Genomic DNA, 14,333 nt, shown 5'->3' with positions numbered 1-14,333 from the left:
ATGGGATCAAGGCGTGCGATGCAGCGGGTATCAGGGTTGGTCGGTAAGGCGGAAAATCTGCTCCAGGGGCTGCCATTTGCCGCCGGGGTCAGTCCACGGCGTGGGGGCCTGGAAGCGCCACATCAGGGTTTCCCAGGCTTGCACGTCGGGGTTGGCGCGTGCAGCGCGGTCCAGCCCTTCGAAGCTGAACCCGGCCGCGGTGTCCATGACCATGAACAGCCGCGTGCCCAGGCGCCAGATCTGCATTTCCAGGATTTGCTGGCTGCGCAGATGCTCTGCCACGGCGGGCCAGATGCGTCGATGCAATTGCTGGTACTCGGCGATCAATGCCGCATCGTCGATCAGGTCCAGGGCCAGGCAGTAACGTTGGCCGCTCATGTCAGCGCCCGGTCGAGGTGGGTGTAGCCTCCATCCACCACCAGCCACTGTCCGGTGGTGTGGGAGGCGCGGGGTGAGAGCAGGAACAGCACGCTGTCGGCAATTTCCTCGGGAGTGGTCATCCGTTTGCCCAAGGGGATTTTTTCGACGATGGCGGCGAGCTTGGCCTCGGGGTTGTCGAAGCCATCGATCCAGCGTTGATACAGCGGCGTCAGCACCTCGGCGGGCACCACGGCATTGACCCGGATGCCGAACTCCAGCAAGGAGGCGGCCCATTCCCGGGTCAGTGACAGCTGCGCACCTTTTGCGGCGGTATAACCGCTGGTACTGCCCTGGCCGGTGAGGGCCGTCTTGGAGCTGATATTCACGATTGCCCCGCGGCTGGCCTTGAGGGCATCGAGGCACAAGTGGGTCATCAAGTAGTAATGAATCAGGTTCTTTTCCAGGGATTCGACGAACGCTGCACGGCCCGCATCCAGGCCCACGCCGTCGTTGACCCCGGCGTTGTTCACCAGGCCGTCGATGCGTCCGAAGCGTTGCAACACCTCGTTGACGGCTGCGCGACAGGCGTCCTCATCGCGCAACTCGACACGGATGAAGTGGCTTTGACCGTGCTGCTCAAGCTCGGCCGCGAAGGCCGGCGACAACGGTTGATGGCCGAAAATTACCGGGATTGCGCCTTCGGCAATCAACCCCAGGGAAATGGCGGCGCCAATCCCCGAGCCGCCGCCGGTGACGATGATCACGCGGTCCTGCAAATGCAGATTCATGGGCAGTTTCCTTCAAGGTGATAGACCCGCTGGGCCGTGCTGCCCCAGATGGCCTGCTGTTCATCGGGCGACAGTGGGCCGAGGGTTTGTTGCAGCAATTGGCAGGTGCCCTGGTATTCCCCGGCCAGCAGGCACACCGGCCAGTCCGAACCGAACATCAGGCGCTCGGCGCCGAACAATTCCAGCGCCAGTTCGATGTAGGGACGCAGGGCTCGGGCGTTGCGTTGCTCGGGCCCGGCTTCGGTGAGCAGGCCCGACAGCTTGCAACTGACGTGGGGCAGGGCGGCCAGTGGCGCCAGGTGTTCGGCCCAACCGACGGGGCCGTTGGCGATGTCCGGCTTGCCCAGGTGGTCCAGCACCAGATGATGCCGGTCGTGGCGCTGGCACAGGGCTGTCGCGGCGTCGAGGTCGGCGCAGCGAATCAGCACCTCGTAGACGTAGCCTTGTTGCTGCAGGTGCTGCAGGCCACGGGAGAACCTGGCGTCGGCCATAAAGCTGGCAGGCGAAGGCTCATCCTGAATCTGATGCCGAAAGCCCTTGAGTCCCGGTGCGTCGCGCCACTGTTCCAGGTGCTGTTCCAGGCGTGGGTCGCACAGGTCGACCCAGCCGACGACGCCGAGTATCCATGGGTGCTGCCGCGCCATTTCAAGCAGCGCGTCGGTTTCCTGCTCACCGGCGCGGGCTTGCACGGCAATGCAGCCATCCAGGTCGGCAGCGTCGAGCAACGGCCGCAAGTCCTGTGGGAGAAAGTCCCGCCGCAGGTCAGCCTCAGCCGTACCGATCCACGGATAATCAGCGGCCCGGTAGCGCCAGAAATGCTGGTGCGCATCGAGCCTCAAAGGTGATGGGGACGACATTGTTATTGTGCTCCGTCCATTCAAATTGCGGTTCAGCTCACGGCCGGTGGCGGTATTGCTCCCGGGACGCGGCTTTCATCTGGATCGAAAATCCCGGCGCCTTCGGCGGCAGATAGGCCGCACCGCGCACCACGCAAGGTTCTTCGAAATGCTCGTGCAAGTGGTCGACATACTCGATCACCCGGCCTTCGTGAGTGCCGGCAATGCACAGGTAGTCGATCATCGACAGGTGCTGCACGTACTCGCAAAGCCCGACACCGCCGGCATGCGGGCACACGGGCAGGCTATATTTGGCCGCCATCAGCATCACCGCCAGCACCTCGTTGACCCCGCCCAGGCGGCAGGCGTCAATCTGCACCACATCAATGGCTTCGCGCATGATCAATTGCTTGAAGATGATCCGGTTCTGGCACATTTCGCCGGTGGCGACCTTGACCGGCGCCACGCCCAGGCGAATCTTGCGATGGCCCTCGATATCGTCGGGGCTGGTGGGTTCCTCGATGAACCACGGCTTGGCAAACGCCAATTCGCGCACCCAATCGATGGCGGTGTCGACTTCCCACACCTGGTTGGCGTCAATCATCAATTGGCGGTCCGGGCCCAATACTTCGCGGGCGATGCGTACGCGCCGCAGGTCATCCTGCAAGTCGTGGCCGACCTTGAGCTTGACGTGGTTGAAGCCGGCATCCACCGCTTCCTGGCACAGCCTGCGCAGCTTCTCGTCGCCATAACCGAGCCAGCCGGCCGAGGTGGTGTAGCAGGGGTAGCCATTGGCTTGCAGGTCGGCCATGCGTTCAGCCTTGCCTTCGGCGCGTTGGCGCAGCAAGGCCAGGGCTTCGCTGGAGGTGATGCAGTCGGTGATGTAGCGGAAATCGATGCAGCGCACCAGCTGTTCCGGACTCATGTCGGCCACCAGGCGCCACAGGGGCTTGCCTTCGGCCTTGGCCCACAAATCCCACGCGGCGTTGACGATCGCGCCGGTGGCCAGGTGGATGGCGCCCTTGTCCGGGCCGATCCAGCGCAACTGGCTGTCGCTGGTGACATGCCGCCAGAAACGGCCCATGTCTTCGGCGATCCATTCCAGGGTCAAGCCCACCAGCAGCGGTTGCATGGCCTGGATCGCCGCGCAGCAAATCTCGTTGCCACGGCCGATGGTGAAGGTCAGGCCATGGCCTTCAAGGACCGGGTTGTCGGTCTGCAAAATCACATAGGCGGCCGAGTAGTCCGGGTCCGGGTTCATGGCATCGGAACCGTCCAGGGACTGGGACGTAGGAAAGCGGATATCTTCGACGCGAATCGCGGTAATGGTGGTCATGAACGGCTCCTTGGTTCTTGTCAGGCGTCGACCGTGGTCTGGTTCTGTTCGCCGAGGCCTTCGATACCCAGGCGGATTTTTTGCCCGGGCTTGAGGTAGACCGGCGTGGGCTTGATCCCCAGGCCGACACCGGGCGGGGTGCCGGTGGAAATCACATCCCCCGGTTGCAGGCTCATGAACTGGCTGAGGTAGCTGATCAGTTTGGGAATCTGGAAAATCATCGTGCGGGTGTTGCCGTTCTGGTAGCGGTGGCCGTCGACTTCCAGCCAGATCGACAGTTGGTGCGGGTCGGCGATCTCATCGCGGCTGACCAGCCAGGGGCCGAGCGGGCCGAAGGTGTCGCAGCCCTTGCCCTTGTCCCAGGTGCCGCCGCGTTCCAGCTGGAACTCGCGCTCGGAGACATCGTTGATCACGCAGTAGCCGGCCACGTGCTGCATGGCCTGGCTTTCCTCGATGTAGCGGCCACCCTGGCCGATCACCACCCCCAACTCCACTTCCCAGTCGGTCTTGGTGGAGTGGCGGGGGATTTCGATGTTGTCGTTGGGGCCGACGATGGCGCTGGTCCACTTGTTGAAGATGATCGGTTCGTCAGGGATGGGGGCGCCGGTTTCGGCAGCGTGATCGGCGTAGTTCAGGCCGATGCAGATGAATTTTCTTACCTGGCCGACACAGGCGCCCAAACGCGGATTGCCCGGTACCAGGGGCAGGCTCGCGGGGTCGAGTTCTTGCAGGCGAGCGAGGTTGTGCGGGAGCAGGGCGTCACCGGCGATATCACTGATGTGAGCGGACAAGTCACGCAGACGTCCATCAGCGTCCAGCAGGGCCGGGCGTTCCTGACCTTTTTCACCATAGCGCAGCAATTTCATGAGCAATCCTCTTATTGGAAGTGGGCGGTCAGTTGCTCCAGCCGCCGTCAATGATCTGGGTGGTGCCGGTGGTAAACGCGCTGGCATCGGAGCCAAGGTACAGCGCCAGCTGGGCAATTTCCTGGGGCGTGCCCAGGCGTCCCATCGGCTGGCGCGCGGTGAAGGCGGCGTATACCTCATCCTGCTGGCGGCCTTCACGACTGGCTTGTTCGACGATGCGTTGCTGCAGCGAAGGCGACTCCACGGTGCCCGGGCAGATAGCGTTGCAGCGGATGCGCTGGGTAACAAAGTCGGCCGCGACGGATTTGGTCAGGCCGATGACGGCCGCCTTGCTGGCGCAATAGGCAAAGCGGTTGGGCACGCCCTTGAGGCTGGAGGCCACCGACGACATGTTGATGATCGAGCCGCCGCCCGCCGCGAGCATCCCCGGCAGAAACGCGCGGATCATGCGGTACATGGCGGTGACGTTCAGTTCGAGGGCAAACGTCCAGTCGCTTTCCGGGCATTCGAGGATATTGCCGGCATGCACCACGCCTGCGCAGTTGAACAGCACATCGAGCGGGCCGATCTCGGCAGCAAGGCGTTGAATAGCGCTGGCGTCGGTGACGTCGAGCAAGACCGTTTGCGCGCCCGACAAGTCAGCGAGCGCCTGTTGATTGATGTCGGCTGCAATCACTTCGGCCCCTGCCGCCAGATAGGCTTCGACGCTGGCGCGGCCAATGCCCTGGGCGGCGGCGGTGATCAGCACGCGTTTACCGGTGAGGTCCATGACAGACTCCCTTGATTATTGTTATTGGCTCAATGGTCAGGCCATTGAGGGCGTGAAACACCTGCATCTGCGGCATAGCGAACCCTGGTGGGTTTGCTATGATCAGCACACTGGAAACGATCCAATGGTCAGGCCATTGATCCAATTTTTAGCATGGGTCATCCCGGTCAACAAGCGGCTTTTTTGCGGGTTGATCGCTTTGACCGTGCTGTGCATGAATCGAGCTGAGCCTAGATGCCATTTCAAGTGATTGATAACCAACGTCTTTATCGACAGATTGCCGACCAGTTGCGAGCGTTGATCGACAGCGGAGAATTTCCGCCGGGCAGTCGACTTCCAGCTGAGCGTGAACTCGCCAAACTGCTGGGCGTGAGTCGCGCTTCCGTGCGTGAGGCGATGATTGCCCTGGAGGTGATCGGCCTGGTAGACGTGCGGGTGGGCAACGGCGTGCTGGTGTGTGAACCCGTGCAACCGACAGTCAGCCAGGAACCGGTGATGGCCCAGGCCACCCGGGATCAATGGAAAGAGTTCGATCCGGAACTCAACCTGCACGTCGACTTCAATGCCGAGATTCCACCGTTTTCCCTGCTCCAGGCCCGTCGCCTGATTGAGCCGGAAGCCGCCGCCCTGGCCGCCAAACATGCCACCGACGAAGAGCTGGCGGGGATCCGCGAGGCCTTCGAGCGTAATGTGCAGGACAACCGCGACGGCTCCCATACCCATCCGGGCGATCGCCTGTTTCACATTCGCATCGCCCAGGCCTCGGGCAATCCGGCGTATGCGTTGATGATTGCGCACTTGCTGGGGCATCGTTACGGCAGCATGTTCCAGCGGTTGCAGGCGCATTACACCTCGGACGACATGCCCCATCGCTCGGAAGACGAGCATCGCAAGATCCTCGATGCACTGGAACAGCGAGACGTGGAGGGTGCGCGACAGGCGATGCGCAAGCACCTGGAAGAGGTGGTACGAATCTTTATGCGGACTGCGCAATGACCCTGTTCTACGACGCCCGCGGGAATATCTACGGGGTGGTAAGCCCGGAGCATTTACGCAGCAAGGGTATCGACGTGCCGGACCGTGCCGACTTGGCCGCTGGCACCCGAGGTGTTTGGGCATTGGCGGCGATTGCCGCCGAGTGCGGTTGGGATGAGTTGCCGCGCCCGGCCGAGGCCAAGGCGCATCGTTGTGACGGTTTGTTGGTGGGGCCGTTCCAGGCCGCTCCGCCTTTTGACCTGTTGATCGTCAACACCGACGGTTCCCTGGCCGAACGCAGTGGCAATGGCCTGACGATCTTCGCCCAGTCGTTGACCGACCAGGGATTGATGGCGCAAGGCTGTGAGTTGCGGGTGCATCACGACAAGACAGACGCACTGTCGCCGGTGGTTACGCGGGTTGAGCCGGCGGAGTACGAACAGGTGCAGGGCTTTTGGCTGGCGCTCGGGCGTCCCGAGTTCGGGCCTTTGGCGGTAGGGGCTGTTGGTGTGGGCGCGGTCTCGCTTGAGGGAACTGAGGTGAGCCATGTTTCGCCACTGGCTGCGCTCAACCCCGAGTGGAATCACAGCCAGTTTGTGCGTGTGGGCAACCCGCATTGTGTGACGCTGGTACAGGACGCGTCAGCGTTGCCGGACAACGCCCAGCTGCATCGATCAGCCTGGTTCGATCCGCTGAGGGCGATTGCTTTCGCACCACCTGCCGGGGCCGGCCAACCTTGTATTTCCGGGGTCAACCTGCAATGGGTCGCCCGGGATTCAGGCAATCGCGTGATCGCGCGAGTGTTTGAGCGTGGTGAGGGGCCCACGGCGTCCTCCGGGACCAGCGCCAGTGCGGTGGCATGCGCCGCCTGGTCTGTAGGATGGGTGACGGCGGGTCAGGTGGCGGTGGTGATGCCGGGCGGTACCGCACCCGTACGGTTGCAAGCAGAGCCGGGTGAGTTGCTGAGCGTTAGCCTGTTCGGGACTGCGCGGCTGCAGGAAGTTTGAAAAAGGCAGTGGCGGGCTTAATCATCTTTGTCAGCTGTTTCTCTATAAATACGCAGCTCTGGTGAATGGTGGTGTAAGAGTATTCCCGTTAGTCAGTACTGGCTGTTTAACTGCATTTCTGTATTTATAAAAGACCCTTCCAATATCGGTGTGCGAATCTTCTTTTTTATTTTGAAGCGGCCGAATTTCGCCTGAAATCGCTAGTATTCCTGGGGTTCAGGCACTTTTTATCGGCTTCGAATTGAGTGGCTTTATCTGCGTTTTACGGGAGAAGTTATTTCAGCTCGACAATGAATGGCGGGTAACAACGGATGTTCAATACGCTTGTTTCGTCACGTTTCAAACTGGTCGTTGCAGGAATGAACCAGGCATTTCAGGTGCTGGCTTTTAAAGGCAGCGAAACGATTGACCAGCCTTTTTTTATTGAAGTGCAGTGGGTCAGTGAAAACCCCAGCCTGGATCTGGAGAAGTTACTTCACCAACCGGCCTATCTGGATTTTGGCGAGCCCGGTGAAGGCCTGCACGGGCAAATCTACAGCATTGGCCGGGAAGGCCCGGGGCAGCGGCTGACCCGCTACCACCTCACCCTTGCGCCGCGCGTGGCGTACCTGGCCCATCGTTGCGACCAGCGGATTTTCCAGCAGCGCAGCGTGCCGCAAATTATCGCGGCAGTGCTTGAGCAGCACGGCATCCTTGCTGATGCCTATACCTTCGAACTGGGGCCGGTGGTTTACCCACCGCGTACGTTCTGTGTGCAATACGCGGAAACCGACCTGCACTTTATCCAGCGGCTGTGCGAGGAAGAGGGCATTCACTACCACTTTCGCCACAGTGCAGACGCCCATGTACTGGTGTTGGGTGATGACCAGACGGTGTTTCGTCGTTTGCCGGCGCAACGCTACTGCCCGGCCGGAGGCCCGGCTGCCGAAACGCTGGTGATCCAGCGTTTCGATGTGCGCCTGGCCACGCGCAGTGCTCAGGTTGTTCGGCGTGACTACGACTTCGAACATCCGTCGCTGCGCTTGCAGGAGCAGGCCGGATCTTTCCCGGCACTTGAAGACTATCAATACCCTGCGGGATTCACGGGGCATCTGCGAGGTTCGCAGTTGGCCCGGCGTGGCCTGGAACGTCATCAACGCGACCGTCATCGGGCCCTGGGCCGCAGTGACCAGCCGGCTTTGCGCAGCGGGCATTTCCTGGAACTGCGCGGCCATCCGGACCGCACCTGTAATGACTTGTGGCTGATCACCGGCGTGCGTCACGAAGGCTATCAACCGCAGGTGCTGGAGGAGGCGGTGGTGGATGTAGAGGCATTCCACGGCTATCGCAATCGATTTACCGCAACGCCCTGGCGCGCCGCTTACCGCCCGCCGCTCAAGCACGTCAAACCGCGTATCAGTGGCAGCCAGACCGCAACCGTCACCGGGCCCGAGGGTGAAGACGTGCATTGCGACGCTCACGGCCGGGTGAAAATTCGCTTTCATTGGGACCGCCTGGACCAGCACGACGACAAGAGCAGCTGCTGGGTGCGTGTGGCGTCCGGATGGGCGGGTGACAGCTATGGCGCGGTGATGATCCCGCGTGTGGGCATGGAGGTACTGGTGACGTTCCTGGAAGGTGATCCAGATCGGCCAGTGATCAATGGTTGCCTGCCCAATACCTTGCAGCCTGTTGCCTATCCGTTGCCCCAACACAAGACCCGCAGTGTGCTACGCAGCCGCAGTTCGCCGGGCGGGGCGGGTGCCAACGAGCTGCACCTCGAGGACCGCAGCGGCCAGGAACTCATCTACCTGCGCGCCCAACGCGATCTGGAGCAGCAGGTCGGCCACGACAGTCGGCTGGAGGTGGTGGGCGAACGTTGGGAAACCATCGGCTTGAGTGCCACCACCCTGGAAGACGAGGAACACCGCAGCATCGCCGGCGACCGCAAGGTTCGGCTTGGGGCTGATGATCACTTGCACGTGCAGGGCAACAGCCAGACCCTTGTCGGCCAGACCCTGGTGATCGAAGCGGGGCAACAGGTCCATCTGAAGGCGGGGGCCAACCTGGTTATCGATGCCGGTGCGCAGTTGAGCTTCAAGGCCGGTGGTGAGCATTTGCTGATTCAGGCTGGCGGGATTTTCAGCAGTCGGCCGATCACGTTGGGCGGTGCGCCTGCCGTGATTCGCACAGCCAACCCAGTTGGACCGGGTGACGTGGCTGCTTCGTCCGCATTTGCAGCGGATGGGCCGAAGGTTTCGGTTATCCAAGGCGTAGTCATGGAGCTGGCCAGAAGACTGGATGCGGACTTCTGTCCAGTGTGCGAGCGCTGCCGTGAAGGCCTGTGCGAATCCACGGGGAGGGCGGCTTGATGGAGATCGCGCCTGGCCAGTGGATGGCTGAACAGCAGCAGGCAGGGCGCCGGCTGTGCCTGGTTCTACAGGGTGAAAGCGATGCGCGTGGGGTACTGCTGGCGACACGCACGGTCGCTGAGTATCGCTGCCTCTATGGTGAAACCGTCGCATCGGAAATGGCAGCGGATGGGCCGATGCTCCTGTTGCTCGACCATGTCAGCGAGCCCGCATTGGTGGGTTTGCTGCAAAACCCCCAGCGTAATTGGGGCTGGTTGGGCAGCCTGGCTGGTGATGATTTATCGGGTGTTACCCGGCACTGGCGCGACAGGTTGGTGGTGGGAACGGCGGGCAGTCAGGCGCTGTACCGCTTCCACGATAACCGCACCTTGGCGCGGGCCTTGGTTCACCTGCCTGCTCGGGACTGGCCTGTTTTTCTCGGGCCGCTGATCGGCGTGTGTTACTGGCAGGGTGAGCGTTGGAGTTGTGTCGATAACCCGGCTCCGGGGGCGTATCCGGTACCCGATCCTGCGCCGTGGCTGGAGGTGCCGAATCCCCAGGCGGGAGTGATTCTGCAAGCCAATATCCTGCGTTACCTGCTGGCCGAGTACAGCGAGGCGTTGAGCGCACTGGTTGAGTTTCAAGACCCGAGAGTCTGGTTGGCGCAGGTGCTGGAGCAAGCGCGGGCCTGGCAATGGGACAGGCCGGAACAGCTGGAGTTTTTGGTGGTGCGGCGCTTGGTGGAGGCCACTGGGGACGTGCTTATTCGATGGCAGCCGATGCGTGGGGAAGTGGCGGAGGATCATTTTCAGCGGGTGGTTGGGGAGTGGCGTCGGGTGGAGCGGGAGCAGCAGGATGCGTAGGGGATTTATGTCGGGCGTGTGGCGAGGGCTGTTCGTTTGTGGCGGGCTGGCTGTTTCTGGCTGTGCGATGAAGCCGGCGGACAGTTTCATCCTGGAAGTCGATTTGCCGGCGAATTTTCGCTTCAAGAGTGATGCGGCTTACCGGCCCGCAACGGGTGAGACCTGCACCCTGCCCAAACGACGGGGCAAGCGGCCGGAGGACAAGGTTTTTGAAACCCTCGGCAAGCCGGTGGCTCATCGGGTGAGCTTTGAAGTACCACTGACGGAAGTGGTGGATGGGTGCCCGTTGGTGTTACGCAGTATTACGTTTGATATGTACGCGAAGTGGGGGGAGCGGTCGGCGGATGTCGGGGGGGATTTCGCAATTATTAATGTGCGGGATCGGTTGGAAGAGGGTATGGCCGGAATGCCTGAGCCGGGTGTTCAGGAGTTATGGGGGCGGTGTCAGTGGTTTTTCAGGACGATCGGACCGCTGCATGCGATCAGGAAAATCCTTATGTGTAATTCGTTGGACGCCATTGGACAGCCGAGTAAGTCACGAGCAGGAGGCTTTGTACAACGGGATCAGTTAGAGGGGAAAACACTGAGGATGGTGCTGGCAGTAGCGAGCGAGGAGCTACCCGCTGTAGACGACAACTGGGTTGCCGTTCCGGGAGGCTGGAGACGCTGTATGGGGGAAAGCTTGGACGATGTGTTTGCGTATTGCCGTGGGAATACTACTGATTTCAAAGCTATCAAAATGCCGGATGGACGCGTATGCGACGTCTATCCAACGTGTACAGAATAGGAGGCTTATTCATGAAACAGGATGCATGGAAGCAACCGTTTTTTAGCGACAAGGCACCTGCTTGTTCGTTAAGAGGACATTGGGCAAGTTTCTGCCTAGTAGATGAGTTTGGGGACGGAAAGGCCTACGGCGGTCTGCCTTACACATTTTATGACAGTGCGGGGTGTGAGTACTTCGGTCGTTTGGATGGTGAGGGCTTTGCCAGGCGAGATGATTTTTACTGTGGTCCGCTCGTCATTAAGTTGGATGAACACTACTCCGGTTCAGAAAAGCCTTATACCGATTTGATGACGCGTCTGGCTTACAAGCTACCCATCACCGAGCTCCAGGTTCGTGCGGAACAAACCCGCTTTCTCCGGGCCGATGGCCAGCGTGTCGAACGAAGCCTTTCGAAAAATCAGACGGACCTGTTCTATCAGGTCGAAGTACGTGATCTGGTCCGATACGCCGCTCACTTGCCACGCATCGTATCCCGTACTCATCGGCCCCCGCGACATGCACTAAAAATGATGGCCGACCTTGGATTCGGGCCACCCCAGCCGACGTTGGTTGGTGTCGTTTTATTTCCCAACCGGCACACAGTACTTGAGGTTCGCCCATTGCGAGCACTGCGCCCTATGCTGTCCATCGAGGATCAATTCTGTGCCTTGAACCTCTATCAGTTGGCACTTATGTCCACGTTGAGCTATTGCGATTTTGGACAGGAGCCCCCAGCAAAACCCATAGACCAAGTCAGCTTTCAACGGGACCCTAGCGTCGGTCATTTCTTTGCCGACAGACTATCGGGCTATCAGGAACCCTGGAAGGTCGATGCTAAGCAAGTACAACACTTTTATCCGTTATTGGAAGAGGTACCGTATTCCCTGCGTTTCGAAATTTTGCCCTTCGATCCTGAGTTGTATCAGCAAAATCGCTCCGAGTTGGGTGAAGAGCAGGAACATCCAGCACGTCTGCACTTTTTCGACGACGAAAAGGATGGCACTGATACTCAGGCATTTATCAGTCATCACGATGAAGTGATCATTATTGCCGTAAGGGGCACGGCCAGCGGAGTCGACATACTGAGGGATGTAAATGCCCATCAAGTGAATTTCATTGATGGTGTCGGCAAGGCTCATGAAGGCTTTTACCAGGCTTATCAAGCCATGCATGATTTTGTACGGCGCTACCTTGACCAATTTTATACAGGGCAGCGCATCGTGATTTGCGGGCACAGCCTCGGCGGTGCGATTGCCTTGTTACTGGCTGAGGGATTACGTCGAACCGAAGATACCCACTACAACATCCTCCTATACACCTACGGAGCCCCCCGAGCTGCCGACTCCGAATTCACCGACGGTGCCTCCGCTCTGGTGCACCACCGCATCGTCAATCACAGTGACCCTGTCCCGAGTGTGCCTGCGCCCTGGATGAACACCACCGCCAAAATCTGGATTCCTGGCGCCGTGGTGCTATTCAGTAACCCAGCGCCCGGGGGCCTGCTGTTTGCCTTGGGCCTGGTACGGCTGACCGGCAACCCTTACCAGCATCACGGCGCGCAGCAGCACTTCATGCCGATACTCCTACCGGACGGTACACGGTCCTCCGTTTTGTGGACCCCTGGCTGTGAATCCATTGAGGACGCAGCCTGCAAACGCGCATTGAGGCTCAATGGCGATATGCCGGATCGCGCCAACCTCATCAAACAGCTTGTTCAGAGTGCCCATCACTCCATGGTCGGCAGCTACATCCCCGCCGCCTGGGCCACGTTGCGCCGCTGGCAACAAACACTCGACACCCATGGCACCCTCGTAACTGCCCGTGAGTTTGAACTGATCGACGAAGCCCTGTTCACCATGCAGCACCAGCTACGGGAGCAACGAAAGAAACTGGATCTGCATCGCCCTGCCAACCAGCGTGGCTACGAACACCACGACCCCTTGAGCCAGGAAGTCGACCGGCTGAAAGACAGTCGCGACCGCCTGGCAACCCTCCGCTGGCGCCGCCTCCAGGCCCGCGACGTCTACGGCAGCCACGCTTCATCCCCAACCCTGCAATCCAGCCTGAAACGCTGGTTCGCTCACCCGCAAAATCGCGTACTCACCCAAGTGGCGAGCATCCCGCCACAATCGGATGATGGCTGGGGAAAGCCACAAACCCTCGATATAGATTCAATCGTATGAGCCTACAAAAACTCCACCTGCGCCGGCCGGCGTTTCATCAACACTTTGCCCGCTCGAATCGAATACAACGGCAAGCCCTGGCTGCGAATCACTTCATAGTCGCTGTCTGCAGACAGGATCAACAGGTTCGCCGGGCGTCCCGGTTCCAGGCCATAACGATCCCCCAGGGCCATCGCCCGGGCGCTGTTGTCGGTGACCAGGTCGAGGGCACTTTGCAGGTTGCGGTAGCCAAGCATGTGGCAGATATGCAACCCGGCTTCCAGCACCCGCAAAATGTTGCCGTTACCCAAGGGATACCAAGGGTCGACGATGGAGTCCTGGCCGAAGCAGACGTTCATGCCAGCCTCCAGCAGTTCGTTGACCCGGGTCACGCCGCGGCGTTTGGGGAAAGTGTCGAAGCGGCCCTGCAAGTGGATGCTTTCGGTAGGGCAGGAGACAAAGCTGATGCCCGAATGCCCCAGCAGGCGGAAGAGTTTGGCGCAGTAAGCATTGTCGTAGGAGCCCATGGCCGTGGTGTGGCTGGCGGTCACGCGGGCGCCCATGTCACGGCTGCGGGCTTCTTCGGCCAGCACTTCAAGAAAGCGCGAGTGTGGGTCGTCGGTTTCGTCGCAGTGCACATCGACCAGGCAACCGGTGCGTTCGGCCAGGTCCATCAGGAACTTCACCGAACTCACCCCTTGGTCACGGGTGTATTCAAAGTGCGGGATGCCGCCGATCACGTCGGCGCCCAGGCGAATGGCCTCTTCCATCAGCTCGCGGCCATTGCGGTAGGACTCGATGCCTTCCTGGGGGAACGCGACGATTTGCAGGTCGATCAGGTGGCCGCTTTCCTCGCGTACTTCAAGCATGGCCTTGAGCGCGGTGAGGTCCGGGTCGGTGACGTCGACATGGGTGCGCACATGCTGGATGCCATGGGCGGCCAGGGTCTGGATGGTTTTTTTGGAGCGGGTCTTGGTGTCTTCCAGGGTGATGGTGGCCTTGCGCTCGCCCCAGCACTCGATGCCTTCAAACAGGGTGCCGCTCATGTTCCAGCGCGGCTCGCCGGCGGTCAGGGTGGCATCGAGGTGAATGTGCGGCTCGACGAAAGGCGGGACCACCAGGTTGCCGGCGGCGTCCAGGTCGTCGGGGCCTGCCAGGGGGGCAGCGCCTTGTTGGGTGATGCTGGCGATCCGGCCGTGTTCCAGGTGCAGATCATGCAGGCCTTCACGGTTGCGCAGGCGGGCGTTGATGATGTGCATGGGCAAGTTCCTCTTG

Annotated in this window: 13 protein-coding genes; 6 read left to right on the top strand and 7 right to left on the bottom strand. The window is 60.7% G+C overall.

The window, feature by feature from the left end:
• Positions 1-30 precede the first annotated feature (30 nt).
• Genes ACIOMR_RS22820 through ACIOMR_RS22795 form a run of 6 tightly spaced genes read right to left on the bottom strand, consistent with a single transcriptional unit; the run spans position 31 to position 4,955 of the window.
• Entirely contained in the window at positions 31-378 is a 348-nt protein-coding gene (locus ACIOMR_RS22820) for an L-rhamnose mutarotase (protein WP_401196512.1), read from the bottom strand.
• Positions 375-1,148: an SDR family oxidoreductase gene (locus ACIOMR_RS22815; RefSeq protein ID WP_401196509.1), complete on the bottom strand. Its 774-nt coding sequence runs from the start codon at positions 1,146-1,148 to the stop codon at positions 375-377. The genes ACIOMR_RS22820 and ACIOMR_RS22815 overlap by 4 nt, the downstream gene beginning before the upstream one ends.
• Positions 1,145-2,005, bottom strand: coding sequence for an amidohydrolase family protein (locus tag ACIOMR_RS22810; RefSeq protein WP_401196507.1), 861 nt, complete (start codon positions 2,003-2,005; stop codon positions 1,145-1,147). The genes ACIOMR_RS22815 and ACIOMR_RS22810 overlap by 4 nt, the downstream gene beginning before the upstream one ends.
• 37 nt (positions 2,006-2,042) lie before the next feature.
• Positions 2,043-3,320: an L-fuconate dehydratase gene (locus tag ACIOMR_RS22805; protein ID WP_401196504.1), complete on the bottom strand. Its 1,278-nt coding sequence runs from the start codon at positions 3,318-3,320 to the stop codon at positions 2,043-2,045.
• A 20-nt stretch (positions 3,321-3,340) separates the two neighbouring features.
• Positions 3,341-4,186, bottom strand: coding sequence for a fumarylacetoacetate hydrolase family protein (locus tag ACIOMR_RS22800; RefSeq protein WP_401196501.1), 846 nt, complete (start codon positions 4,184-4,186; stop codon positions 3,341-3,343).
• A 28-nt stretch (positions 4,187-4,214) separates the two neighbouring features.
• Positions 4,215-4,955, bottom strand: a complete 741-nt coding sequence (locus ACIOMR_RS22795; protein WP_401196498.1) for an SDR family oxidoreductase — start codon at positions 4,953-4,955, stop codon at positions 4,215-4,217.
• Positions 4,956-5,189: 234 nt separating this feature from the next.
• On the opposite strand from ACIOMR_RS22795, the gene ACIOMR_RS22790 reads away from it, so the two are divergent.
• The 6 genes from ACIOMR_RS22790 to ACIOMR_RS22765 all read left to right on the top strand — a co-directional run bounded on the left by ACIOMR_RS22790 (position 5,190) and on the right by ACIOMR_RS22765 (position 13,079).
• A complete protein-coding gene (locus ACIOMR_RS22790) occupies positions 5,190-5,951 on the top strand; it encodes a FadR/GntR family transcriptional regulator (protein ID WP_087693068.1) in 762 nt (253 codons plus the stop codon).
• Complete coding sequence (locus tag ACIOMR_RS22785) at positions 5,948-6,937, top strand: diaminopimelate epimerase (RefSeq protein ID WP_401196496.1); 990 nt, start codon at positions 5,948-5,950, stop codon at positions 6,935-6,937. Before ACIOMR_RS22790 ends, ACIOMR_RS22785 begins: the two co-directional genes overlap by 4 nt.
• Positions 6,938-7,248: 311 nt before the next feature.
• Positions 7,249-9,288, top strand: coding sequence for a type VI secretion system tip protein VgrG (locus ACIOMR_RS22780; RefSeq protein ID WP_401196493.1), 2,040 nt, complete (start codon positions 7,249-7,251; stop codon positions 9,286-9,288).
• Positions 9,288-10,130, top strand: coding sequence for a DUF4123 domain-containing protein (locus tag ACIOMR_RS22775; RefSeq protein ID WP_401196491.1), 843 nt, complete (start codon positions 9,288-9,290; stop codon positions 10,128-10,130). Before ACIOMR_RS22780 ends, ACIOMR_RS22775 begins: the two co-directional genes overlap by 1 nt.
• Positions 10,123-10,917 carry a hypothetical protein gene (locus ACIOMR_RS22770; protein ID WP_214498565.1) on the top strand — a complete coding sequence of 265 codons (795 nt, stop codon included), beginning with the start codon at positions 10,123-10,125 and terminating at the stop codon, positions 10,915-10,917. The genes ACIOMR_RS22775 and ACIOMR_RS22770 overlap by 8 nt, the downstream gene beginning before the upstream one ends.
• An 11-nt stretch (positions 10,918-10,928) precedes the next feature.
• Complete coding sequence (locus tag ACIOMR_RS22765; protein ID WP_401196488.1) at positions 10,929-13,079, top strand: lipase family protein; 2,151 nt, start codon at positions 10,929-10,931, stop codon at positions 13,077-13,079.
• A 2-nt stretch (positions 13,080-13,081) separates the two neighbouring features.
• Here ACIOMR_RS22765 and codA read toward each other — a convergent pair whose 3' ends face one another.
• Positions 13,082-14,317, bottom strand: a complete 1,236-nt coding sequence (gene codA / locus ACIOMR_RS22760) for a cytosine deaminase (RefSeq protein ID WP_003219538.1) — start codon at positions 14,315-14,317, stop codon at positions 13,082-13,084.
• Positions 14,318-14,333: the final 16 nt, after the last annotated feature.

The sequence above is a fragment of the Pseudomonas sp. NPDC087814 genome, from assembly GCF_044742865.1.
In the GTDB taxonomy this organism is placed as follows: Bacteria; Pseudomonadota; Gammaproteobacteria; order Pseudomonadales; family Pseudomonadaceae; genus Aquipseudomonas.
Note: the sequence above shows the minus strand (reverse complement) of the source record. Positions and strands in the feature narration are given on the sequence as shown.

What these genes read in the sequence shown, in the direction of transcription:
- ACIOMR_RS22815 (WP_401196509.1), bottom strand. Translation starts at nt 1,148, where the DNA reads ATGAATCTGCATTTGCAGGACCGCGTGATCATCGTCACCGGCGGCGGC.
- ACIOMR_RS22780 (WP_401196493.1), top strand. Translation starts at nt 7,249, where the DNA reads ATGTTCAATACGCTTGTTTCGTCACGTTTCAAACTGGTCGTTGCAGGA.
- ACIOMR_RS22765 (WP_401196488.1), top strand. Translation starts at nt 10,929, where the DNA reads ATGAAACAGGATGCATGGAAGCAACCGTTTTTTAGCGACAAGGCACCT.
- ACIOMR_RS22810 (WP_401196507.1), bottom strand. Translation starts at nt 2,005, where the DNA reads ATGTCGTCCCCATCACCTTTGAGGCTCGATGCGCACCAGCATTTCTGG.
- codA (WP_003219538.1), bottom strand. Translation starts at nt 14,317, where the DNA reads ATGCACATCATCAACGCCCGCCTGCGCAACCGTGAAGGCCTGCATGAT.
- ACIOMR_RS22770 (WP_214498565.1), top strand. Translation starts at nt 10,123, where the DNA reads ATGCGTAGGGGATTTATGTCGGGCGTGTGGCGAGGGCTGTTCGTTTGT.
- ACIOMR_RS22795 (WP_401196498.1), bottom strand. Translation starts at nt 4,955, where the DNA reads ATGGACCTCACCGGTAAACGCGTGCTGATCACCGCCGCCGCCCAGGGC.
- ACIOMR_RS22790 (WP_087693068.1), top strand. Translation starts at nt 5,190, where the DNA reads ATGCCATTTCAAGTGATTGATAACCAACGTCTTTATCGACAGATTGCC.
- ACIOMR_RS22775 (WP_401196491.1), top strand. Translation starts at nt 9,288, where the DNA reads ATGGAGATCGCGCCTGGCCAGTGGATGGCTGAACAGCAGCAGGCAGGG.
- ACIOMR_RS22785 (WP_401196496.1), top strand. Translation starts at nt 5,948, where the DNA reads ATGACCCTGTTCTACGACGCCCGCGGGAATATCTACGGGGTGGTAAGC.
- ACIOMR_RS22820 (WP_401196512.1), bottom strand. Translation starts at nt 378, where the DNA reads ATGAGCGGCCAACGTTACTGCCTGGCCCTGGACCTGATCGACGATGCG.
- ACIOMR_RS22805 (WP_401196504.1), bottom strand. Translation starts at nt 3,320, where the DNA reads ATGACCACCATTACCGCGATTCGCGTCGAAGATATCCGCTTTCCTACG.
- ACIOMR_RS22800 (WP_401196501.1), bottom strand. Translation starts at nt 4,186, where the DNA reads ATGAAATTGCTGCGCTATGGTGAAAAAGGTCAGGAACGCCCGGCCCTG.